The sequence below is a fragment of the Aeromonas sp. S41-2 genome, from assembly GCF_027705845.1.
In the GTDB taxonomy this organism is placed as follows: Bacteria; Pseudomonadota; Gammaproteobacteria; order Enterobacterales; family Aeromonadaceae; genus Aeromonas; species Aeromonas hydrophila.
The window spans coordinates 57,190-77,585 of sequence record NZ_JAPDCG010000009.1; the positions used below are offsets into that span (position 1 = coordinate 57,190).

Here is a 20,396-nt window from a genome sequence, read left to right on the forward strand (position 1 = left end):
ACGTCGAGCGGGCTCACAAACCCCGCGATTTCAGGGAGGGCCGTCACGGCCCTTTCTCATATACTGGGCTCCCCTGTCAGTGAGGTCTTTTCATGTCCCGCATTCTGCTGCTCGCCAATCTCAACTGTGATCACGTGCTCTCCCTCTCCGAACCCCTGGTGGCCGGTGCCCGCCTGCAATACCTGGATCAGGGCCGCCGGCTCGGCGGCGGCGCCGCCAACACCGGCATCGGGCTGGTGTGGGCCGGCCACGAGGTGACCATCGCCTCGCGCATCGGGCTGGACGAAACCGGCGACTGGCTGCTGGAGCAGGCGGCGGGCTACGGTCTGGATTGCAGCCATGTTGAGCGCTTCGGCGGTGAGACCGGCGAGCTGCTGATCCTGGTGGACTCCACCGGCGAGCGCACCATCCTGAGGCGACCACGGCGCCCGGATCTGCCGGGGGATCTGCCGAGCGAGGGGGTGGACTGCCTCTACGTGAACTACCCGGGCACCGCCATCATCGGCTACATGCGCCAGATGCTCGGCAAGAGCTTCGTGGTGGCCCAGTATCCCAAGGGCGGCCAGGCGCGTCGCCCCTGCCACGTGCTGGTGGCCTCCCGCTCCGACCTCGGCGAGGTGGACGATCCCTGGCAGCATGCCCGCCAGATCGCCGGCGAGCAGCTGGCCTGGCTGGTGCTGACCGAAGGCAAGGCGGGGGCGGTGGCCATTCATGGCGAGGAGCAGATCCGGGTGGCGGCGCGGCCGGTGTCGGTGGTGGACACCACGGGGGCGGGGGATGCCTTCGCTGGCGGCCTGATCCACGGGCTGGCGCGAGGCATGGCGATCCGGGATGCACTGCAGTGCGCGGTGGACTGGGGCGCCTTCGCGGTCGCTTCCGAGAGTTCCATCCCCTCCAGCGCCCTGAAAAACTGGCTCAGGCAACCGCACTGAGCCGCCATGAACCGTTGCCGATGAGGTCGCCTTGCCCGGGCCGAGGCGGAGGGGAAAACCGGCAAATTTAACCGCCATAACCCCCCAAAACCTTGGACTAACCCTGCAAGTTTGCGATCAATCAAAGAAAGTGTCGATTTATGTGCATCTTCATCGACACCCGCCTGAGCTGCTCTTAACCTTGTCATTCCACGACTCAGATTAAGATGCGGACCTTGCGCGGGCGCAAGCGCTTCCCCGCCTCTTAGCTTTAGGTTGTCGTCCTGATTTCTGACTTGTAGTAAGAGGCAAGTGCGACCATGCAACTGACACGATTTACCGACTATGCCCTGCGTACCCTGACTTTTCTGGCGGTCCAGCCGGGAGATCGCCTGTCGACCATCACCGAGGTGGCCGATACCTTTGCCATCTCCCGCAACCACGTGGTCAAGATAGTGCATCAGCTCGGTATCAAGGGGTACATAGAGACGGTGCGTGGCAAGCATGGCGGCATCCGCCTCGGCCGCTCCGCCGTCTCCATCAACCTGCGCGACGTGGTGATGGACATGGAGCACGTGCTCTGCCCGGTGGACTGCAAGCGCGAGAACTGCCGCCTCTCCGGTGGCTGCCGTATTCAGGGTATTCTGCGCCGCGCCATGAACGCCTTCCTCGAGGTACTGGGGGAGTACACCTTGGCCGATGCGGTGCGCGATCCGACCCGGCTCTGCCACCTGCTCGGCATCGAACAGGATTCCATTCTGGCCATGGCATAAGCCAGGCAAGCATGACAAAGGGGCCCACGGGCCCCTTTGTCATGTCCGGGGTTTGGGCTCAGAGCTGGGGGATCAGGGTGATGGCGCCGTGCAGGCAGGCGAGACCGCAGGCGCCGCAGCCGTCGCAGGCCGCCATGTTGATGCTGACGCCGTCGGCGGTGGCCTTGATCGCCTGCTGGGGGCAGGCATCTTCACACAGCAGGCAGTAGAAGCCCTGCCGGGCCTGGCAGCTGGCCTCGATCCGTACCCGGGTCTGCACCTGGCGACCCAGCTGCAGATCGAGGGCGCCGGTCGGACAGGCCCTGGCGCAGCTGCCACAATAGCTGCACTGGCCGCAGGCGAGATCCAGCACGGGCGTGCCGGCGATGGGGGTGTCGTCATATTCGGGCTGGTTGGCCGGTTTGAGCAGGCCGTTGGGACAGGCCTTGAAGCATTCACCGCAGCGGGAGCAGAGGGAGAGGAACTGGGACTCTTCGATGGCCCAGGGGGGACGCGCTTCGTGACAAACCACCTCCGGTTTGCGAGAGCCCCCCAATGCTTGCGTCAGCCAGCGACAGAAAAAATGAGTCATGCTCACCCCTGATACCTATTAGGGGTTAATTTTATCCAAGTTTCCCTTCGCAAGCCAGAGAATAGCGCCGGCCAGGATCGCAAGCCGGGTTGCCCTTGTGTAAGCTAGGCGGGTCTTTTTGCAGGATTGAATGAACTCATGTGGTTATTTCTGTGGCGTGCTTCTCTGCTCTATGTCTTCCCCTTGCTGATGTGGGGCTACTGCCGCATCAAGGGGATCGAATTCGTCGAGCTCGACACCGGCGTTAACAGTCACAAGTGGGTGGTGCTGGCCGCCTATCTGCTCTACGTGCTGCTCTGGCTGCTGCTCAACCGCTATCTCGAACTCTTTTTGCGTCAGCGGAGCCGCAAATGATCGAGCCCGGGCTCTGGACCCTGCTGCTGGCTGCCGCCGTGCTGGCGGTTGGCCTTGGCTGGCTGGCGGGCCGGCGTGGTGCGGCCCAGCTGGCCCAGCAGGTGCTGCTGAGCGAGGAGCGCCAGCAGGTGCTGCAGGATCGCTGTGACGAACTGCAGGAGGAACGGCTGCAGGGCCAGCAGAAGCTGGAGCAGCAACAGACCCTGCTGATCAAGCTCACTGCCCGTCTCAAGGATGCCGAGGCCACCCTGCGCAGCGAGCGGGTGGCCGCCGCCGAGAAGCTGCAACTGCAACAGGAGGTGGAACAGCGCCTCAGCCAGCAGTTTGAGAACCTCGCCAACCGGATCTTCGAGCAAAACTCGGGCAACTTCCGCGAACTGAACCAGAACAGCCTGGATCTGCTGCTGACGCCGCTGAAAGAGCAGCTTGAGGGCTTTCGCCGCCAGGTGGGGGAGACCCACGCCCAGGAGACGGCCCAGCGTCACAGTCTCAAGTTCGAGCTGGAGCGCCTGGCCGAGCTCAACGCCCGCATGACCGAGGAGGCGGCGGCGCTGACCCGCGCCCTCAAGGGTGACAGCAAGCAGCAGGGCAACTGGGGCGAGGTGGTGCTGGCGCGGATCCTCAGCGAATGTGGCCTGCGCGAAGGCCACGAGTACCATACCCAGGTCAACATCGAGGTGGACAAGGGCAAGCGCTACCAGCCTGACGTCATCGTCCACCTGCCGCAGGACAAGGACATCATCATCGACGCCAAGGTGTCGCTGACCGCCTACGAGCGCTGGTACAACAGCGATGACGAGCTGGAGAAGGCGGTGGCGCTGAAAGAGCACGTCGCCTCGGTGCGCAACCATATCCGCGAGCTGGGCCGCAAGGATTACCAGCAGCTGCCCGGGGTGCGCACCCTCGATTACGTGCTGATGTTCGTGGCGGTGGAGCCCGCCTTCCTCACTGCGGTGGAGGCCGATTCCTCGCTGGTGCGATTCGGGCTCGACAACAACATTCTGCTGGTGAGCCCCACCAACCTGATGGTGGCGCTGCGCACCATAGAGAACCTGTGGCGTTACGAGCGGCAGAACCAGAATGCCCGCCAGATCGCCGAGCGGGCCGGCCGCCTCTACGAGAAGCTGCGGCTGTTCGTGGAGGAGATGCAGCAGCTGGGTGGCAGCCTGCACCGGGCGCAGGATAGCTACGACAAGGCGATGGGGCGGCTGGTCAACGGGCGCGGCAACCTGATCGCCCAGGTGGAACGCTTTCGCGAGCTGGGGGTGGAGGTGACCAAGACCCTGCCCGAGCCGCTGGTCAACCGGGCGCTGGAGCGGGAAGACCCGGCCGAGTGAAGCGGGGCCTCATTCGCTCAAGCAGCAAGAAGGGCAGCCAGTGGCTGCCCTTCTGCATTTCTTCGTCTTGATACCCTTCGCCATTCGATCTCGCGCGCTTGCCGGCTACTGCTTCCAGAAGGAGGGGAAGAAGAGCACCGCCACGGTCAGGATCTCGAGCCGTCCCAGCAGCATGCCGAACGACAGGATCCACTTGGCCGAGTCGGGCAGGGTGGCGAAGTTGGTGCTGGGGCCGATGATCGGTCCCATGCCCGGACCCACGTTGGCCACGGCGGTGATGGAGCCCGAGATGGCGGTCAGGGGATCCAGCCCGATGGCGGCGAGCAGGGCGGCGATCAGCAGGATGACGGCGAAGTAGGCCAATACGAACGAGATCATCGAGCGGATGATGGCGTCGTTGACCGGGCGGCCGTTGTACTTCTGCGGGAAGACGCCGGAGGGGTGCATCAGCTGGCGCATCTGCTTCTTGAACAGGGCGAACGCCACCTGTACCCGGAAGATCTTGAGGCCGCCGGCGGTGGAGCCGGAGCAGGCGCCGAGGGCCAGCAGGATGATGAAGATGATGCTGGTGAGCGGGCCCCAGGTGCCGAAGTCACCGAGCCCGAAGCCGGTGGTGGTGAGCACGGAGACGATGTTGAAGCAGCTGATGCGCAGAGCATCCATGAAGCCGTAGATGTCCCTTAGCCACAGATAGAAGGTGACCACCACGGTGACCCAGACCACCAGCCAGAAGAAACCCTGTACCTGGGCATCCTTGAGCAGGCTGTTGTCACGCCGGCTCAGGCTCTGCACGTAGAGCAGGAAGGGCAGGCCGCCGAGGAACATGAAGACGGTACCGATCCAGTGCGCCGAGTTGGAGAAGTGGGACATGGATTGATCGGAGGTGGAGTAGCCGCCGGTGCTGAGGGTGGTCATCGAGTGGTTGACCGCCTCGAACAGGGTCATGCCGCTCACCCAGTAGGCCAGGAAGCAGAGCATGGAGAGCACCAGATAGACCAGCACTATGTTGTTGGCCACCGTCTTGGCGCGTGGCGCACTCTTGTCGGACCAATCCGAGCTCTCGGTCTGGAACAGCTTCATGCCGCCCACGTTGAGGTAGGGCAGCACCGCCACCGCCATCACGATAAAGCCCACCCCGCCCAGCCACTGCAGGATGGAGCGCCACAGCAGTATGCTGTGGGCCATGCCGTCGAGCCCCGACAGCACCGTGGAGCCGGTGGTGGTGACCCCCGACATGGTCTCGAAGTAGGCGTCGGTGAAGTCGATGTGGTTGATGAAGAAGAAGGGCAGGGCGCCGAAGATGCAGGCCACCACCCAGACCGAGGTGGTGAGCAGGAACATCTCCCGCACGCCGAGGTGGAACACCGCCTTGCGGCCGTAATGCAGGCAGAGCAGGGCCGCGCCGTGGGTGATCAGCACCGACTTGAGAAACTCGACGAACCCCTCGGAGCCGGTCAGCAGGGCCAGCAGGGTGGGCAGCCACATGAACAGGGCCAGCTTGGAGAGCACCAGCCCGAGGGTGAAGATGATGGGACGCAGCTTGATCATGCAAGATAACCTGGTCGTTGATTGACAAAAGACCCGGACAATCCCTGGTAGAGGCTGTGCCGGGTCTGGGTTGTGCTGCCTGGGTGCATGGGCAGATTACAGGAAGAAGGGACTTGGCTGGAACAGACGTTCCACTTCCGGAATGTACTTCTTGTCCACCAGGAACATCACCACGTGGTCATCCTGCTGGATCTGGGTCCGGTCGTGGGCGATCAGCACCTCGTCACCGCGCACGATGGCGCCTATGGTGGTGCCGGGCGGCAGCTTGAGCTCACCCACCGTCTTGCCGACCACCTTGGAGGTGTTCTCGTCACCGTGGGCGATCGCCTCGATGGCCTCGGCCGCCCCGCGGCGCAGGCTGTAGACGTTGGCAATGTCGGCCCGGCGAACGTGGGTCAGCAGGGCCGAGATGGTGGCCTGCTGCGGCGAGATGGCGATGTCGATGGAACCGCCCTGCACCAGATCCACGTAGGCGCTGCGCTGGATCAGCACCATGGTCTTCTTGGCGCCCATCTTCTTGGCGAGCAGGGCCGACATGATGTTGGCCTCGTCCTCGTTGGTCACCGCGATGAAGACGTCGATCTGGTCGATGTGCTCCTCCGCCAGCAGCTCCTGATCCGCCGCGTCGCCGCAGAAGACGATGGTGTTTTCCAGCACCTCGGAGAGCTGCTCCGCCCGCTTCTGGTTGCGCTCGATAAGCTTGACGCTGTAGCGCTTCTCCAGCTGGCGGGCGAGGCCGGCACCGATGTTGCCGCCGCCGACGATCATGATGCGCCGGTAGGGGCTCTCGAGCCGCTGCAGCTCCGACATCACGGCGCGGATATGGCCCGCCGCCGCCACGAAGAACACCTCGTCATCGGCCTCGATGATGGTGGTGCCCTGCGGACGGATGGAGCGGCCCTGACGAAAGATCGCCGCCACCCGGGTCTCGATGTTGGGCATGTGATCGCGCAGTGTGGAGAGGGCGTTGCCCACCAGCGGGCCGCCGTAGTAGGCCTTGACCGCCACCAGACCCACCTTGCCGCCGGCGAAGTCCACCACCTGCAGGGCGCCCGGGTACTCGATCAGCCGGCGCACGTAGTCGGTCACCAGCTGCTCGGGGGCGATCAGGTGATCCACCGGCACGGATTCGGGCAGGAACAGCCGGTCACGCTCCACCAGATAGGCCGGCGAACGGATCCGCGCCACCTTGTTGGGAGTGTTGAACAGGGAGTAGGCCACCTGGCAGGCGACCATGTTGGTCTCGTCGCTGTTGGTGACCGCGACCAGCATGTCGGCATCCTGGGCACCCGCTTCACGCAGCACCTTGGGATGGGCGCCGTGGCCGTTCACCACCCGCAGATCGAACTTGTCCTGCAGCTCGCGCAGCCGGTCGCTGTCGGTGTCGACTATGGTGATGTCGTTGTTCTCGCCGGCCAGGTTCTCGGCCAGGGTGCCGCCGACCTGACCGGCGCCCAGAATGATGATCTTCATAGGATGGCCTCATGAGCGTCGTCGTTGCAACGGCGGCCAGGGTGCGTGGGGACGGTCATCAACAGGATGAATCTCATAGGGAAATCGCGCTCGATGTTGGGCAGTAATGGGTGCCGCAAGCGGCACCCGTCGTGATGATGGCCCTGCTTACCGCTTGATCAGCTTGGCATAGTAGAAGCCGTCCATCTCGGCCTCGCCCGGCAGGAACTGGCGACCCGGGCACTCCGGGGTGTCCTGCGCATGCAGCGGCACCAGGGTGGCATCCGGGGTGGCCGCGAGGAAGGCGCGGATCTGGTCGCGGTTCTCTTCCGGCAGCACGGAGCAGGTGGCATACAGCAGAGTACCGCCGCTTTTCAGTTTCGACCAGAGGGCGCCGAGGATGCGGTGTTGCAGCTCGGCCAGCTCGCGGATGTCCTGATCCCGACGCAGCCACTTGATGTCGGGGTGGCGACGGATGACGCCGGTGGCGGAGCAGGGGGCATCCAGCAGGATGCGGTCGAACTGACCCTCTGGCCACCACAGATCCGGGGTGCTGGCATCGCCGTGGATCACCTTGGCGGTGAGGCCGATGCGATCCAGGTTCTCCTGCACCCGCTTGAGGCGATTGTCGTCGGCATCGACCGCCACCACGCCGGCCAGCGCGGGCTGGCGCTCCAGCAGATGGGCGGTCTTGCCACCGGGGGCGGCGCAGGCATCCAGCACCCACTCGCCCGGCTGCGGGTCGAGCAGCGCGGCGGCCTGTTGTGCTGCGCCATCCTGTACCGAACAGTCGCCGGCCTCGAAGCCGGGCAGCTTGGTCACGTCGCAGGGACGTTCCAGCAGGATGCAATCCTCGCCCTCTTCACCGGCCATCGCATTGATGCCGGCCTCGGCCATGCGGACCAGCATCTGCTCGCGGCTCTGGCGCTGGCTGTTGTTGCGGATCCACATGGGCGGGCGCTGGTTGTTGGCCTCCATGATGAATTCCCACTCATCCGGATAGGCCTGGCGCAGCCGCTTGGTGAGCCACTCCGGGTGGCCGAGACGAATGCTGGGGACACGGTCGATGCGCAGCAGAATGACTTCGGCGCTGCGCTGGAAGTTGCGCAGCACACCGTTGATGAGGCCGCGCAAGGAGGTGCCCTTGAGCAGCTTGACGGCGTTGACGGTCTCGGCCACCGCGGCGTGAGCCGGAATGCGGGTGTAGATGAGCTGATAGAGACCGACCAGGATCAGGTAGTGGAAGATGCGGCTCTTGTTCTTGAGCGGCTTGTCCATCATCTCGCCGACCGCCGCATCGAGACGGGGCAGCCAGCGCAGGGTGCCGTAGCAGAGTTCTTGCAGGAGGGCGCGATCGCGGGGCGCAACCTTCTCCTGGGCAGCAGGCAGGACGGCGGAGAGGGACTGGCCCTGATCCAGCACCTGTTGAATGACGAGAGCAGCCTGTGCGCGTGTTTTCATAGTGTTACCTTAGATGCGCAAGTCGGGGCCTGGGCCCCGCCTTGTGTCAATTCAGTTCAATTCAATTGCGTGCCGGGTTCAAACCAGTCGCGGCGAGAGTTGAGCAGGTCCGTCACGGACATGGCCTTCTTGCCGGGCGGCTGCAGGGTCAGCAGGCGCAGCACGCCCTTGCCGGTGGCGATGTCGATCCCTTGCTTGTCAGCCTTGAGCAGGGTACCGGCCGCCTGGCCGTGATCCTGTGCGACGACCTCGGCCTGCCATACCTTGACGGTCTGGCCGGCGACTTCAAACCAGCTGATGGGCCAGGGGTTGAAGGCGCGGGTGCAGCGCTCGATGGCGACGGCTTCCATCGACCAGTCGATGCGGGCTTCTTCCTTGGAGAGCTTCTCGGCGTAGTTGGCCTGCGCATCGTCCTGCGCTTCGGCGGCGGTGTTGCCAGCAGCCATGGCATTGACGGTATCAACCAGTGCCTGCGGGCCCAGCCCGGCCAGCTTGTCATAGAGGCTGGCAGAGGTTTCGTCGGCGGCGATGGGGCAGCTCACCTTGCGGATCATGGCGCCGGTATCCAGCCCTACATCCATCTGCATGATGGTGACGCCGGTTTCGGCATCGCCCGCCCAGATGGAACGCTGGATCGGGGCGGCACCGCGCCAGCGCGGCAGCAGGGAGCCGTGCACGTTGATACAGCCCAGCCGTGGGGTATCGAGCACGGCCTTGGGCAGGATCAGGCCGTAGGCGACCACCACCATCAGGTCGGCGCCAAGGGCGGCCAGTTCGGCCTGGGCCTCTTCCTTGCGCAGGGAGGCGGGTTGATAGACCGGCAGATTGTGGGCCAACGCCAACTCCTTGACCGGGCTGGCAGTGAGCTTCTGGCCGCGGCCGGCAGGCTTGTCGGGCTGGGTATAAACGGCGACGACCTCGTGGTCGGAAGACAACAACGCCGCCAGGTGACGGGCGGCGAAGTCGGGAGTACCGGCAAAAATCAGTTTCAGCTTATTCAATGGGGCAGATCCTCAGAGGACTTTGCGATCTTCACGGGCCATCTTTTCCAGCTTCTGGCGAATGCGCTGGCGCTTGAGCGGGGACAGGTAATCCACAAACAGCTTGCCGACCAGATGGTCCATCTCATGCTGGATGCAGATGGCGAGCAGATCGTCTGCTTCCAGCTCGAATGCCTTGCCGTGGCGATCCAGGGCGCGCACCTTGACCCACTCGGCGCGGGGCACCAGGGCACGACTGCCGGGCACGGAGAGGCACCCTTCCTCGATGCCGGTGCTGCCGGCCTGTTCGATGATCTCAGGGTTGATCAATACCAGAGGATCTTCACGGTTTTCAGAGACATCGATCACTATGATGCGCTGATGAATGTCGACCTGAGTGGCGGCGAGGCCGATGCCTTCCTCCGCGTACATGGTTTCGAACATATCATCTACAATGTGTTGTAACTCGGGTGTAAAGGTCTCGACAGGGGCTGCGACGGTACGCAGACGCTCATCGGGGAAACGCAATACATCTAGAATGGCCATAGTTTTTTCTTTAGTTTCGTATAAATGCAGTCAATATTGGCGTAATTCTAGTCATTTACGCCGACAAAAAACAGCAACACTTTGCGCGCAGAAGTAACAGGGAGTGTTATGTATCTGAAGCAAACCATCCTCGCCTGTCTGTTGGCCACCCTGAGCCAGGGCGTGCTGGCCGACCAGCTGAAACTGAAAGCGGGTTATCCCGAGACCTATGTGGTGCAAAAAGGCGATACCCTCTGGGATATTTCCGGCCAGTATCTGGCAGAACCCTGGCTATGGCCAAGGCTCTGGAACATCAACCCGCAGATCGCCAATCCGCACTGGATCTACCCGGGCGATGTGCTGCACCTGAGCTGGGTCAACGGCGAACCGCGCCTTGGCAAGGCGATGCAGGGCGGCAAGCAGGTTGTTCGTCTCTCTCCCAAGAGTCGTTACGAGAACAAGGCCAACCCCATTCCAACCCTACCGCTCAGCGAGATCGGCCCTTTCCTGCAAACCGACCATATTCTGGCTGACAGCCAGCAGGCAAAGCAGCTGCCTTATGTGCTGGGCAATGATGAGGCGCACATCGGCATGCTGGAGGGGGATACCCTCTACGTACAGGGCTCGCTGATCCCGGGTCAGGACTATGGCATCTATCATCCGGGGACCATCTACAAAGACAAGAAGAGTGGCGAACAGCTGGGGCAAGAGGCGGTCTTCGTCGGCACGGCCAGGGCGGAAGCCCTGCTGCCGGACGGCCGCACCCGGGTTACCCTCAGTCACAACCAGCGCGAGGTGTATCAGGGGGACAAGCTGATGCCGTTCCCGCCGCAGGAGAGCCTCTCCGCCGTGTTCACTCCCAAGGCAGCCCCCGTCATCTCGCCCGGCTATATCGTCGATTTGCCGAGCAAGGCCCGCGGCGGTGGCAAGTTCGACGTCGTGCTCATCAACAAGGGCATGCGTGATCAGGTTGCCCCCGGCGATGTGCTGGAGATCCTACGTCCCGGTGCCCGGCTGGTGAGCAAGAATGGCAAGGTCGCCTATCGGGAGTACTCCTCCGTCTATGACAAGGCGTTCTATTCGACCGGCAAGCCACCTTTGCCATCGGAGGCCGTGGCCCGGGTCATGCTGTTCAAGGTGTACGACAAGCTGAGTTATGGCCTGATCCTGCAGAGTCAGGACATGGTCAGCACCGGTTATCAGGTCAGCAACTTCTGACGTGTATCTTCCATCCGGGCGACTCGCGCAGTGGTTGACGCTGGATGCCGTCACCGGCATAGGTCCGGTCACCGCCGCTCGCCTGCTGGCCCATTTTGGCGGTGACATCGTCACCCTGTTCGACGCCGACGACGGCACCTTGCGAGCTCTTGGTCTACAGAGCGCTCAAATCCAGCAGATAAGGTGGCCCCAGCCGGTTGTCGAGCAGGCGCTGAGCTGGGCCGCCGAGCCCGGCAACCACCTCCTGTGTCCGGATGACCCCGCCTATCCCGCTTTGCTCAAAGAGATCCCTGCCGCCCCGCTGTTGCTCTACTGCCGCGGCGACCTGGCTGCCCTGTCTGTTCCTCAGCTGGCGATGGTCGGCACACGCCATCCGACCTATGCCGGCAAGGACAATGCTGCCCGCCTCTGCGGTGAGCTGGTCGCCTGCGGGCTGGCCATCACCTCCGGACTGGCGCTTGGCATCGATGGGGTGTGTCATCAGCAGGCGTTGGCGACAGGGGGGACTACCCTGGCCGTGCTGGGCTCAGGGCTCGACTGCCTCTATCCGAAGCGCCATCAGGGGTTGGCCATGGAAATCCTGGCGCAAGGCGGCTTGCTTATCTCCGAGCTGGCACCCGACAAGGGACCGCTGGCCGAGCACTTTCCACGGCGCAATCGCATCATCAGTGGCTTGTCGCTGGGTACCCTGGTGGTAGAGGCGGCCGAGCAGAGCGGTTCGCTCATCACGGCCCGTTATGCATTGGAACAGGGGCGAGAAGTCTTTGCCGTCCCTGGTGCCCCGCAAAACGTGCAGGCACTGGGTTGCAACAAATTAATCCAGCAGGGGGCCAAACTTGTATTGAGCGCGGCCGATATAGTGGAAGAGCTGCCCGGATTTGTCGGTCTGCGGCAGCAAGTGGCTGACTTGTCTGAGCATTCGAATAATAGCGAATTGCCTTATGCCGATTTGTTGGATAACGTAGATTATGAGACCACGAGCGTGGATACCGTTGCCGAGCGGTCCCAGCTGCCTGTCGAAGTAGTATTGGGCAGGTTGGTAGAACTGGAGCTGGCCGGTGCAGTGATGGCGGTAGCCGGTGGATACGTCAGAGCGAGGAGGGCGAATCATGTTTGATGTATTGATGTACCTTTTCGAGACCTACATCCACAGCGATGCAGATGTGATGGTCGAGCAGAATGAACTCACCGACGAACTGAGCCGGGCAGGTTTCGACAAAGACGAGATCGAGAAGGCGCTCAACTGGCTGGAGCGACTGGCCAACCTGCATGACAGCGAGCGGGAGGTCTACGTGGCCGCCAGCGCGCAAGGCTCCATGCGTATCTATGCTCCACAAGAACTGACACGCCTCAGTACCGAGTGCCGCGGTTTCCTGCTGTTTCTGGAACAAGCCCAGGTACTCAATGCCGAAACCCGCGAAATCTGCATCGAGCGCCTGCTCGAGCTTGATAAACCGGATATCGAGCTGGACGATCTGAAGTGGGTAGTCATGATGGTGCTGTTCAACGTACCGGGCAGTGAAAATGCCTACCAGCAGATGGAAGAGCTGGTGTTTGACGAGTCAGACGGTGTCATCCACTGACAGCCCGGTGCCGCGCTGGTAGAATTCAGGTCATCTGGATTTCAAGGCGCGGCCCATGTCAAAAATCGATCATCACCTCTTTTCAGCCCACGAACATGCCTTCGAGCGCGAACCGTGCCCGCAGTGTGGGGCCGAGCTGGTGATCCGCCAGGGCAAGCATGGTCCCTTCCTCGGTTGCTCCGCCTATCCTGCCTGTGATTACATTCGCTCCCTGACCCCATCCGGTCGTGACATCGAGAAGGTGCTTGAGGGCTCGGCCTGCCCGGATTGCGGCCAGCCGCTGGCGATCAAGAAGGGGCGTTATGGCCTGTTTGTTGGCTGCACCCAATATCCAGCCTGCCAGCACATCGAATCTCTGCAGGAGAGCGATGATACCCAGATCCTCTGCCCGGAGTGTGGCAAGGGGCACCTCATCAGCCGAACCTCCCGCTATGGCAAGCAGTTCTACTCTTGCGACGGCTACCCCCATTGCAAATATGTGGTGAATGACAAGCCGGTTCCCATGCCTTGCCCGCAATGTGGCTGGGGTATCATGGTGGAGAAAAAGATGAGGGGAGCCCTGCGCTGGATCTGCCCGCAAAAGAAATGCGGCCACCAGAGCGAGCAGGTATAATCCGGCCGCCACAAGCGAATTGAAACGTTTTCGGCGAACTTCAACCCCCCACTTGGAGTAAGGACATTCCCACCATGAATAAACCTTTTGTTGCCGTATTGATGGGCTCTGATTCTGATTTTCCGGTGATGCAGACCACCCTCGAGGTGCTCAAGTCATTCGATATCGCGGTAGAAGTGAAAGTGACCTCCGCACACCGTACACCGGCTGCGACTCATCAGTATGTGACCGACGCCGAAGCCCGTGGCTGCAAGGTCTTTATCTGTGCCGCCGGTCTCGCCGCTCATCTGGCAGGCGCCGTGGCGGGTATCACGACTCGTCCCGTGATCGGTGTGCCCATCGATGGCGGCCCGCTCAAGGGGCTGGATGCGCTGCTTTCCACCGTGCAGATGCCGGGCGGGGTGCCGGTGGCGACCGTGGCGATCGGCAAGGCCGGCGCCAAGAATGCAGGCTATCTGGCAGCGCAGATGCTGGCAGTGGCAGATGATGAACTGGCGGCCAAGGTGCAGGCCGAACGCCAGAAAAATGCCGACGAGGTACTGGCCAAGGATGCGGCCTTGCAGGCCCTGCTCAAGTAAGCTCCGAGACGGCAACCACCACCCCGTTCGCCATCAGCCTCTCGCAGGTCGATGAGGGAGGGGCGCCAGGGTCGCCGTTTCGTAGGTTCAATGTTAATCAATGATGAGGCGACAGCCCGGCTGTCGCATTTTTTATGCCCAATGAATTTGAACTTGCAGTTGCCGCCCTCCAGCGCGATGGGGTGATTGCCTATGCGACCGAGGCGGTATTTGGCCTGGGTTGTGATCCTGACTCCGAGTCGGCGGTACACCGTCTGCTGGCGATCAAGCAACGCCCGGTGGAGAAGGGACTGATCCTGATCGCCGCCGATCTGGCTCAGTTGCAGGATTACATCGATCTGGACCAGCTCACCAGCGAGCAGCTGGCCCGGGTGGAAGCGAGCTGGCCTGGTCCCTTCACCTGGATCATGCCGGCGCGCAGCAATACCCCGGCCTGGCTGACCGGTCAGTTCACTACCCTGGCGGTGCGTGTGACGGCCCATCCGCAGGTGCAGGCCTTGTGCCGCGCGTTTGGCAAACCGCTGGTCTCTACCAGCGCCAACCTGACGGGTGAGGAACCGGCCCGCCAGGTGGCGGACATCGGCGAATTGCTGGCGAGTCAGCTGGCCTATATCCTGCCCGGCGAAGTGGGGGGGCAGGCCAATCCGTCCGAGATCAAGGATGCCAGAACCGGCGCCATCATCCGCCCCTCTTGAACCGCTCGAAGAGCGGCAATACGGATCGGCTTAGTCCATCCGGCGACATCACAATAATAGGGTCAGGCGACGATCCTGGCTGACTGGAGACAAGATGAGCAAACCGGATGTGGCCCAGGTCAAGGCCTTCCTGCTGCAGTTGCAGGACGAGATCTGCCGTGGTCTGGAACTGGCCGACGGCGTCGGACACTTTGTGGAAGATGCCTGGCGCCGTGAAGGAGGTGGCGGTGGCCGCACTCGCGTGCTGCGTCACGGTGCCGTGATCGAGCAGGGAGGGGTCAACTTCTCCCACGTTCATGGCGACGCCATGCCGGCCTCGGCGACGGCCCATCGGCCGGAACTGGCGGGCCGCCGGTTTGAGGCTATGGGGGTGTCGCTGGTGATCCACCCACATAATCCGTATGTGCCGACCAGCCACGCCAATGTGCGCTTCTTCATCGCCGAGAAAGAGGGGGAGGAGCCGATCTGGTGGTTTGGTGGCGGCTTCGATCTCACCCCGTTTTATCCGTTCGAAGAGGACGTACGGCATTGGCATCAGGTCTCCCGCGATCTTTGTCAGCCGTTCGGCACCGACATTTATCCCGAGTTCAAATCCTGGTGTGATCGCTACTTCTTCCTCAAGCACCGGGACGAGACGCGCGGCGTCGGCGGCCTCTTCTTCGATGATCTGAATCGCTGGCCGTTTGCCGACTGTTTCGCCTTTATGCAGGCGGTTGGCAAGGGCTATCTCGATGCCTACCTGCCGATTGTCGAGCGCCGCAAGGGGCTGGCTTATGGCAAACGGGAGCGGGAATTCCAGCTCTATCGTCGTGGCCGCTATGTGGAGTTCAATCTGGTGTATGACCGTGGCACCCTGTTCGGCTTGCAGACCGGCGGGCGTACCGAGTCGATCCTGATGTCGATGCCGCCGCTGGCACGCTGGGAATATGACTGGCAGCCGTCCGCAGGCAGCCCGGAGGCATTGCTCTACAGCGACTACCTAAAACCGCGCGAGTGGTTGTGACCAGAGGGGCCATGATGGTCCCTTCTTATTGGCCGATATTCGGCTTGTTCCTGAGTGCGAAAACCCGTTAAATCGGGAGATTGCCCTCTGAAGGAACTCTTTGATGGATCGTTATCTGGTTTTTGGCCACCCGGTGCGCCACAGCAAATCTCCCTTTATTCATACCCTGTTTGCCAGGCAAACCCAGCAGGAGCTGGAATATGGTCTGGCCGAGCCGGCGGTCGAAGAGTTCGCCACCAGTCTGAGAGCCTTCTTTGCCCAAGGTGGCAAGGGATGCAATGTCACCGTCCCCTTCAAGGAGCAGGCATTTGCCCTGGTCGATCGACTGAGCCCTCGGGCCCGGCGGGCGGGGGCCGTCAACACCATCAAGCTGACCGATGATGGCGTACTGCTGGGTGACAACACCGATGGTGCCGGGTTGGTGGCCGATCTCAAGGTGCATGGTGTAGCACTGGCCGGCAGCAGGATCCTGCTGCTGGGTGCGGGTGGCGCGGCGCGCGGTGCGCTGGCTCCGCTGCTGGCCGAGCAACCCGAGTCATTGGTTATCGCCAACCGCACTCACGCCAGGGCGGAGCAGCTGGCTGCCGAGTTTCGTGATCTGGGGGCGGTCAGTGCCCAGACATATGAACAGCTGAGCGGCCATTTCGATCTGATCATCAACTCCACCTCCGCCAGCCTGCAGGGGGAGCTGCCGCCGCTCCCTCCGGCGCTGATCCATGCCGATATCGCCATCTACGACATGATGTATGGCGCGACCGATACCCCCTTTATCGCCTGGGCCAAAGGGCAGGGGGCTCGCCAGACCGTAGATGGCCTCGGTATGCTGGTGGAACAGGCGGCAGAAGCCTTTACCGTGTGGCGCGGAATCCGGCCTGGGACTAAACAGGTATTGAGAGAACTGAAACGAAATCTGGGGACCCTATGAACCAAGGCATCTTGTTTCCCGAGCTGGCCGACTGGCAAGCGCACGAACAGCGGATCCACTTTCCTGCCCAGCAGATGGGGGCGCTGGTGGATTGCTACATCAGTCGCCGGCGTCTGGAGAAAATGACCGGGCTATCCCTCGCCAGAGAGGAAGACATCTTGCGAGCCTTCGAAAGCGTGCGTTTTGACATCGAGGAAATTGCTGAAAAACTCATTGAGGAACAAGAGTTTGCAGAAGATGGCGCCATCTACCTCTGATTTTTTCAAGTTTTTTCTCAAAGCAGCGGAACTTGCGCCAAGTTGTGCTGACTAACTAGATAGTTGAGGAAGTGCTAGCTAGTCACCTTTATAACTCCCCGGTATTCGTACTGGGGATTTTTTTATCTATATGAAAAATAACATGATTTATGTAATTCATTTTTCGTGAAACTTAATTACATAAATTACTTTCACTTTCTGCTGCTTTGCTATACAGTTAGCAACGTAGGGTACAGAGGTAAGATGTTCTATCTTTCAGACCTTTTATTTCACGTAATTGAATGTGGCTGAATAGCGACCCCGGTGAGTCATCATCGGGGTGTTTTTTTATGGGTTGCGTTTAGAGTAAATGCTTTAATGTTGGCGAATGTTTGTTAGAATGAAGGGGCTTCTTGAGGAAAACCAGTCGTCTTTGTTCTCAAGATTTAGCTTCTTCCCAATTTTTGAACTGATTGTTTAAGGCCGGTACTGCGTTTGCAGAACTGGCCTCATTTTTATCCTTTCCATTGACTGCTTTGTAATAAAATTTCACTTTGGTACTTATTTGGTGAGGGAACGCCCCCGCCGGCATCTATTTTTGAAAACGTTGCCAATGGGATGAAAAGTTAATTGTTATATAGAATTAACTATTTATCCCATTGATAAAAATAGTGTTTCAAGAACTCATCGTAGGGAGTGGGCGATGTCACTGGCGAGAGGGGTTATGGCAAGCAGACTGAAAGCCTTTCAATCAGCGGAGGAGCTGCTCCGCCAATTGCAGGGTTTGGTTGTGGTGTATGCAGGACGTAGCTTACTCCTCGAGCGGTGCTTGCTCATCGTCAGCCATTTCATCGGCGCCTGCGAGATACCAGCCAGTCAGCGTCTGTGCCAGTTTTTCGACCCCGATCTGGGTCAGGGAAGAGAAGGCTTCCACCTGGATCTGCGGACCCAGCTCGGCTACGGCCTGGCGTACCTTGATGACCTGATTGTTGCGCGGACCTGGGCTCAGCTTGTCGGCCTTGGTCAGCAGCAGCATGACCGGCAGTTTGCGGTGAGAGCTCCACTCCAGCATATTCATATCGGTATCTTTGAGCGGATGGCGGATGTCCATCAGGATCACCAGACCTTTCAATGACTCACGACGCTGCAGATATTCCGCCAGCGACTTTTGCCACTTGAGCTTCATTTCCAGCGGAACCTGCGCATAACCGTAGCCCGGCAGGTCGACCAGACGCTTGCCCGGTTCCAGCTCAAACAGGTTGATCAGCTGGGTGCGTCCCGGCGTCTTACTGGTACGAGCCAGGTTCTTGTGCTTGGTCAAGGTATTCAATGCAGATGACTTACCGGCGTTGGAACGGCCGGCAAACGCAATCTCGACACCCCCATCATTTGGCAGGTGACGGATGTCGGGTGCGCTGGTCACAAAATGCACCTTATTGAAATTCAGAGTTTGTGTATCCAACGTAAATTCCCCATAGAGATAGAGGGTTATAGAGTTACTTTTTTGTGAAATCGTGTAAAATGGCGTCGCTTAAACGCGTTTATTTTAACATGCCTTCAGCGGCATGGGATCTGGAAGCCTAATAACGAGAAGTTGGAACGCCATGAAGAACCTAGTCATTACTCTTGCTCTGATGGTTGGCGTAACGGGGATGGCACAAGCCAAGGGCGATGCCGCTGCGGGACAAACCAAGGCTGCCGTTTGCGCGGCTTGTCATGGACCGGACGGCAACAGCCTAGTCGATATGTACCCCAAGATTGCTGGTCAGCACGCATCATATATCAAAAAGCAGTTAGTTGAACTGAAGGCTGCAGCTTCTGGTCAAACTGGCCGGGTTGCACCCATCATGGGGCCGATGGCGCTTCCTCTGTCTGAACAGGACATGGAAGACCTGGCAGCCTACTTCTCCAGTCAGAAGGTGACGCCGCTCGCGGTACCCGATGACGCCGTCGCTGCAGGCAAGGCGCTGTACATGGGAGGGGACATGAGCCGTGGTCTGGCTGCCTGTACTGCCTGCCATGGTCCGCGCGGCTCGGGCGTCGAGCAGGCCAAGTATCCGAGCCTGTCCGGCCAGCATCCTGCCTACATCAAGGCCCAGCTTACAGCTTTCCGAGCCGCAGCCCGTGACAACGACCCGAACAGCATGATGCGGGACGTTGCCAAGAAGCTGACCGATCAGGATATCGAAGTACTGTCCAAATATGTGGCAGGTCTGCACTGATAAAGTCGGATGATATTATCTCATTGATATTGACGAGGAGCCGCCGGCTCCTCGTTTCTTTTTGGCCTTTAACACCATTTGGCCAATTTTTTCTCGCATTGTTGTAAGAGATCTCCCATTCATCAGCCTGGCCAGGGCTTAAATATTTTTAGAAAAATGCTTAGTAATTCATTAATTTCAATATGTTAAATGACAATAAGTCGTTTATCTCCGTTTGAAAACGTTCCTGATGGATTGAGTCACTTTATTAAATTGATACAGTGGATGCATGGAATGACCCACGCGGCGGTTCACGACCGGGATGTCGTGAAGACAGGATGTCGATGAGGCTGGATGCCAAGGGCCACGCGAGTGGCAGGCAATGGATTGAAAGACCAGGATGGTGACCGTTCAGGAAGGACGGGGCTGCGGGAAGCAACCACCCCAGAAGATGACCGGACGTCGTCTGCATGGGTCAGGCAAGCACACGCACATTCAGGATCGACCAATTAAGGTCAGGATGACCATACACAAGATATGATGCGCAGAGGTATCACCACGGACAGGGTGATTTGCAGCCAGGGATGGGACTCGCATAAACATATCAAGGCAGCTTCGGCTGCCTTTTTTCTTTTGGGTCATTAACCCGCTTGGTCATTCTGTGTCAAAATACCAGCAACATGCCCAGAGGATGCCGATCCTGCGGTATTCGAAGGCCATTTATGGCCGGATTGGTGCGGGATCCCGCTCTGTTTCTAATCCATCGTCCCCCGTGTCAGCATCCTCTTCCGGACCTTTTCGAACCGGAAACGGGTTTCAATCCAGTTATTTGTCGGAGTCATTCATTCATGTCGGCTAAACAACCCAATCGCAAACCTGCCGGTAAGCGCAAAGAATCAGATGCCAGTGCCCAGGAAGGCCGTGAGCGCAAACGCGCCGCCAAGCGCAAGGGCTTGAAGGCAGGATCCCGCCAGCAGGTCGAGCAGGCCGGCAAGAAGAGTGGCACCAAACAGGCCAAGGATCCGCGCATCGGTTCCCGCAAACCGGTTGCCCTGATCGTGGAAGAGAAGAGCAGCAAGCCGGTTGCACCCAAGCAGGTCAAAGAGAAGAAGCTGGTGATGACGCCGGAGCAGGAACTGGCCTCCATAGAGAATGATGATCGCCTGAATGACCTGCTGGATCGGCTCGATGCCGGTGAGACCCTGGAAGCTGCCGAGCAGGCCTGGGTCGATCAGCGGGTTGACCGCTATCAGGAGCTGATGGACGAGCTTGGCATCATCGACACCGATGATGACGAAGACGAGGCTGATTTTGATGAGGCTGACTTTGACGAGCCGGGCCAGCCAGCCTCCGAAGAGGAGCTGTGGGATCGTTTCACCCAGGTCGACTATCAGCCAGAGCCCAAGCCTGAGCCGAAGAAAAAGTGATGAGT

General features: G+C 60.4%; 22 protein-coding genes. 15 read left to right on the forward strand and 7 right to left on the reverse strand.

All coding sequences use genetic code 11. The features are described 5' to 3' along the window. Nucleotides 1–92: 92 nt before the first annotated feature. Both OKC44_RS18055 and OKC44_RS18060 read left to right on the forward strand, forming a co-directional pair. Nucleotides 93–932, forward strand: coding sequence for a PfkB family carbohydrate kinase (locus OKC44_RS18055; protein WP_011704257.1), 840 nt, complete (start codon nucleotides 93–95; stop codon nucleotides 930–932). A gap of 299 nt (nucleotides 933–1,231) precedes the next feature. Then, the gene (locus tag OKC44_RS18060; protein ID WP_011704258.1) at nucleotides 1,232–1,684 is read left to right on the forward strand and encodes an Rrf2 family transcriptional regulator; all 453 of its coding nucleotides are present in this window, start codon (nucleotides 1,232–1,234) and stop codon (nucleotides 1,682–1,684) included. Between the two features lie 58 nt (nucleotides 1,685–1,742). Here OKC44_RS18060 and OKC44_RS18065 read toward each other — a convergent pair whose 3' ends face one another. Further along, on the reverse strand, nucleotides 1,743–2,255 hold the full coding sequence (locus OKC44_RS18065) for a ferredoxin-type protein NapF (protein WP_011704259.1): 513 nt from the start codon (nucleotides 2,253–2,255) through the stop codon (nucleotides 1,743–1,745). A 138-nt stretch (nucleotides 2,256–2,393) separates the two neighbouring features. Here OKC44_RS18065 and OKC44_RS18070 point away from each other — a divergent pair, with 138 nt between their 5' ends. Both OKC44_RS18070 and rmuC read left to right on the forward strand, forming a co-directional pair. Next, nucleotides 2,394–2,609: a hypothetical protein gene (locus OKC44_RS18070; protein WP_016349071.1), complete on the forward strand. Its 216-nt coding sequence runs from the start codon at nucleotides 2,394–2,396 to the stop codon at nucleotides 2,607–2,609. Further along, nucleotides 2,606–3,946 carry a DNA recombination protein RmuC gene (rmuC, locus tag OKC44_RS18075; RefSeq protein ID WP_270814452.1) on the forward strand — a complete coding sequence of 447 codons (1,341 nt, stop codon included), beginning with the start codon at nucleotides 2,606–2,608 and terminating at the stop codon, nucleotides 3,944–3,946. Before OKC44_RS18070 ends, rmuC begins: the two co-directional genes overlap by 4 nt. Nucleotides 3,947–4,051: 105 nt before the next feature. Here the strand turns inward: rmuC and OKC44_RS18080 are convergent, their stop codons facing one another. The 5 genes from OKC44_RS18080 to def form a co-directional block, all read right to left on the reverse strand. After that, the gene (locus tag OKC44_RS18080) at nucleotides 4,052–5,494 is read right to left on the reverse strand and encodes a TrkH family potassium uptake protein (RefSeq protein WP_011704262.1); all 1,443 of its coding nucleotides are present in this window, start codon (nucleotides 5,492–5,494) and stop codon (nucleotides 4,052–4,054) included. Between the two features lie 96 nt (nucleotides 5,495–5,590). Further along, nucleotides 5,591–6,967 carry a Trk system potassium transporter TrkA gene (gene trkA / locus OKC44_RS18085; protein WP_011704263.1) on the reverse strand — a complete coding sequence of 459 codons (1,377 nt, stop codon included), beginning with the start codon at nucleotides 6,965–6,967 and terminating at the stop codon, nucleotides 5,591–5,593. 147 nt (nucleotides 6,968–7,114) lie between these two features. Next, nucleotides 7,115–8,407: a 16S rRNA (cytosine(967)-C(5))-methyltransferase RsmB gene (gene rsmB / locus OKC44_RS18090; protein WP_011704264.1), complete on the reverse strand. Its 1,293-nt coding sequence runs from the start codon at nucleotides 8,405–8,407 to the stop codon at nucleotides 7,115–7,117. 56 nt (nucleotides 8,408–8,463) lie between these two features. Next, entirely contained in the window at nucleotides 8,464–9,408 is a 945-nt protein-coding gene (gene fmt, locus OKC44_RS18095; RefSeq protein WP_011704265.1) for a methionyl-tRNA formyltransferase, read from the reverse strand. A gap of 12 nt (nucleotides 9,409–9,420) precedes the next feature. Next, complete coding sequence (gene def / locus OKC44_RS18100; RefSeq protein WP_011704266.1) at nucleotides 9,421–9,933, reverse strand: peptide deformylase; 513 nt, start codon at nucleotides 9,931–9,933, stop codon at nucleotides 9,421–9,423. A gap of 108 nt (nucleotides 9,934–10,041) precedes the next feature. Between def and OKC44_RS18105 the strand changes: the two genes are divergently transcribed. From OKC44_RS18105 to OKC44_RS18145, 9 genes are all read left to right on the forward strand, one after another. Beyond that, nucleotides 10,042–11,130, forward strand: a complete 1,089-nt coding sequence (locus OKC44_RS18105) for a LysM peptidoglycan-binding domain-containing protein (RefSeq protein ID WP_103828399.1) — start codon at nucleotides 10,042–10,044, stop codon at nucleotides 11,128–11,130. Nucleotide 11,131: 1 nt separating this feature from the next. Further along, nucleotides 11,132–12,247 carry a DNA-processing protein DprA gene (dprA, locus tag OKC44_RS18110; protein WP_270814455.1) on the forward strand — a complete coding sequence of 372 codons (1,116 nt, stop codon included), beginning with the start codon at nucleotides 11,132–11,134 and terminating at the stop codon, nucleotides 12,245–12,247. After that, complete coding sequence (locus OKC44_RS18115) at nucleotides 12,240–12,713, forward strand: DUF494 family protein (protein WP_202012438.1); 474 nt, start codon at nucleotides 12,240–12,242, stop codon at nucleotides 12,711–12,713. Before dprA ends, OKC44_RS18115 begins: the two co-directional genes overlap by 8 nt. A 55-nt stretch (nucleotides 12,714–12,768) precedes the next feature. Then, the gene (locus tag OKC44_RS18120; RefSeq protein WP_016349077.1) at nucleotides 12,769–13,326 is read left to right on the forward strand and encodes a DNA topoisomerase family protein; all 558 of its coding nucleotides are present in this window, start codon (nucleotides 12,769–12,771) and stop codon (nucleotides 13,324–13,326) included. A 74-nt stretch (nucleotides 13,327–13,400) separates the two neighbouring features. Then, entirely contained in the window at nucleotides 13,401–13,904 is a 504-nt protein-coding gene (purE, locus tag OKC44_RS18125) for a 5-(carboxyamino)imidazole ribonucleotide mutase (RefSeq protein ID WP_011704271.1), read from the forward strand. 134 nt (nucleotides 13,905–14,038) lie between these two features. Next, nucleotides 14,039–14,599 (forward strand): Sua5/YciO/YrdC/YwlC family protein, encoded by a 561-nt coding sequence (locus tag OKC44_RS18130; protein WP_042065946.1) that lies wholly within the window; start codon nucleotides 14,039–14,041, stop codon nucleotides 14,597–14,599. Between the two features lie 94 nt (nucleotides 14,600–14,693). Further along, the gene (hemF, locus tag OKC44_RS18135) at nucleotides 14,694–15,602 is read left to right on the forward strand and encodes an oxygen-dependent coproporphyrinogen oxidase (RefSeq protein WP_270814461.1); all 909 of its coding nucleotides are present in this window, start codon (nucleotides 14,694–14,696) and stop codon (nucleotides 15,600–15,602) included. Between the two features lie 103 nt (nucleotides 15,603–15,705). Next, a complete protein-coding gene (gene aroE / locus OKC44_RS18140; protein WP_270814463.1) occupies nucleotides 15,706–16,527 on the forward strand; it encodes a shikimate dehydrogenase in 822 nt (273 codons plus the stop codon). Continuing rightward, complete coding sequence (locus OKC44_RS18145) at nucleotides 16,524–16,784, forward strand: DUF1488 domain-containing protein (RefSeq protein WP_016349082.1); 261 nt, start codon at nucleotides 16,524–16,526, stop codon at nucleotides 16,782–16,784. Before aroE ends, OKC44_RS18145 begins: the two co-directional genes overlap by 4 nt. 790 nt (nucleotides 16,785–17,574) lie before the next feature. On the opposite strand, the gene yihA is transcribed toward OKC44_RS18145, so the two are convergent. Next, nucleotides 17,575–18,225, reverse strand: a complete 651-nt coding sequence (yihA, locus tag OKC44_RS18150; RefSeq protein WP_029302461.1) for a ribosome biogenesis GTP-binding protein YihA/YsxC — start codon at nucleotides 18,223–18,225, stop codon at nucleotides 17,575–17,577. Between the two features lie 142 nt (nucleotides 18,226–18,367). On the opposite strand from yihA, the gene OKC44_RS18155 reads away from it, so the two are divergent. Beyond that, the gene (locus OKC44_RS18155) at nucleotides 18,368–18,985 is read left to right on the forward strand and encodes a c-type cytochrome (RefSeq protein ID WP_016349084.1); all 618 of its coding nucleotides are present in this window, start codon (nucleotides 18,368–18,370) and stop codon (nucleotides 18,983–18,985) included. A gap of 827 nt (nucleotides 18,986–19,812) precedes the next feature. After that, a complete protein-coding gene (yihI, locus tag OKC44_RS18160; protein ID WP_162516539.1) occupies nucleotides 19,813–20,391 on the forward strand; it encodes a Der GTPase-activating protein YihI in 579 nt (192 codons plus the stop codon). Nucleotides 20,392–20,396: the final 5 nt, after the last annotated feature.

Bases quoted from the DNA above. Each gene is read 5' to 3' on its own strand.
- OKC44_RS18055 (WP_011704257.1), top strand. From the start codon at position 93: ATGTCCCGCATTCTGCTGCTCGCCAATCTCAACTGTGATCACGTGCTC.
- OKC44_RS18060 (WP_011704258.1), top strand. From the start codon at position 1,232: ATGCAACTGACACGATTTACCGACTATGCCCTGCGTACCCTGACTTTT.
- OKC44_RS18065 (WP_011704259.1), bottom strand. From the start codon at position 2,255: ATGACTCATTTTTTCTGTCGCTGGCTGACGCAAGCATTGGGGGGCTCT.
- OKC44_RS18070 (WP_016349071.1), top strand. From the start codon at position 2,394: ATGTGGTTATTTCTGTGGCGTGCTTCTCTGCTCTATGTCTTCCCCTTG.
- rmuC (WP_270814452.1), top strand. From the start codon at position 2,606: ATGATCGAGCCCGGGCTCTGGACCCTGCTGCTGGCTGCCGCCGTGCTG.
- OKC44_RS18080 (WP_011704262.1), bottom strand. From the start codon at position 5,494: ATGATCAAGCTGCGTCCCATCATCTTCACCCTCGGGCTGGTGCTCTCC.
- trkA (WP_011704263.1), bottom strand. From the start codon at position 6,967: ATGAAGATCATCATTCTGGGCGCCGGTCAGGTCGGCGGCACCCTGGCC.
- rsmB (WP_011704264.1), bottom strand. From the start codon at position 8,407: ATGAAAACACGCGCACAGGCTGCTCTCGTCATTCAACAGGTGCTGGAT.
- def (WP_011704266.1), bottom strand. From the start codon at position 9,933: ATGGCCATTCTAGATGTATTGCGTTTCCCCGATGAGCGTCTGCGTACC.
- OKC44_RS18105 (WP_103828399.1), top strand. From the start codon at position 10,042: ATGTATCTGAAGCAAACCATCCTCGCCTGTCTGTTGGCCACCCTGAGC.
- OKC44_RS18115 (WP_202012438.1), top strand. From the start codon at position 12,240: ATGTTTGATGTATTGATGTACCTTTTCGAGACCTACATCCACAGCGAT.
- OKC44_RS18120 (WP_016349077.1), top strand. From the start codon at position 12,769: ATGTCAAAAATCGATCATCACCTCTTTTCAGCCCACGAACATGCCTTC.
- purE (WP_011704271.1), top strand. From the start codon at position 13,401: ATGAATAAACCTTTTGTTGCCGTATTGATGGGCTCTGATTCTGATTTT.
- OKC44_RS18130 (WP_042065946.1), top strand. From the start codon at position 14,039: ATGCCCAATGAATTTGAACTTGCAGTTGCCGCCCTCCAGCGCGATGGG.
- hemF (WP_270814461.1), top strand. From the start codon at position 14,694: ATGAGCAAACCGGATGTGGCCCAGGTCAAGGCCTTCCTGCTGCAGTTG.
- aroE (WP_270814463.1), top strand. From the start codon at position 15,706: ATGGATCGTTATCTGGTTTTTGGCCACCCGGTGCGCCACAGCAAATCT.
- OKC44_RS18145 (WP_016349082.1), top strand. From the start codon at position 16,524: ATGAACCAAGGCATCTTGTTTCCCGAGCTGGCCGACTGGCAAGCGCAC.
- OKC44_RS18155 (WP_016349084.1), top strand. From the start codon at position 18,368: ATGAAGAACCTAGTCATTACTCTTGCTCTGATGGTTGGCGTAACGGGG.
- yihI (WP_162516539.1), top strand. From the start codon at position 19,813: ATGTCGGCTAAACAACCCAATCGCAAACCTGCCGGTAAGCGCAAAGAA.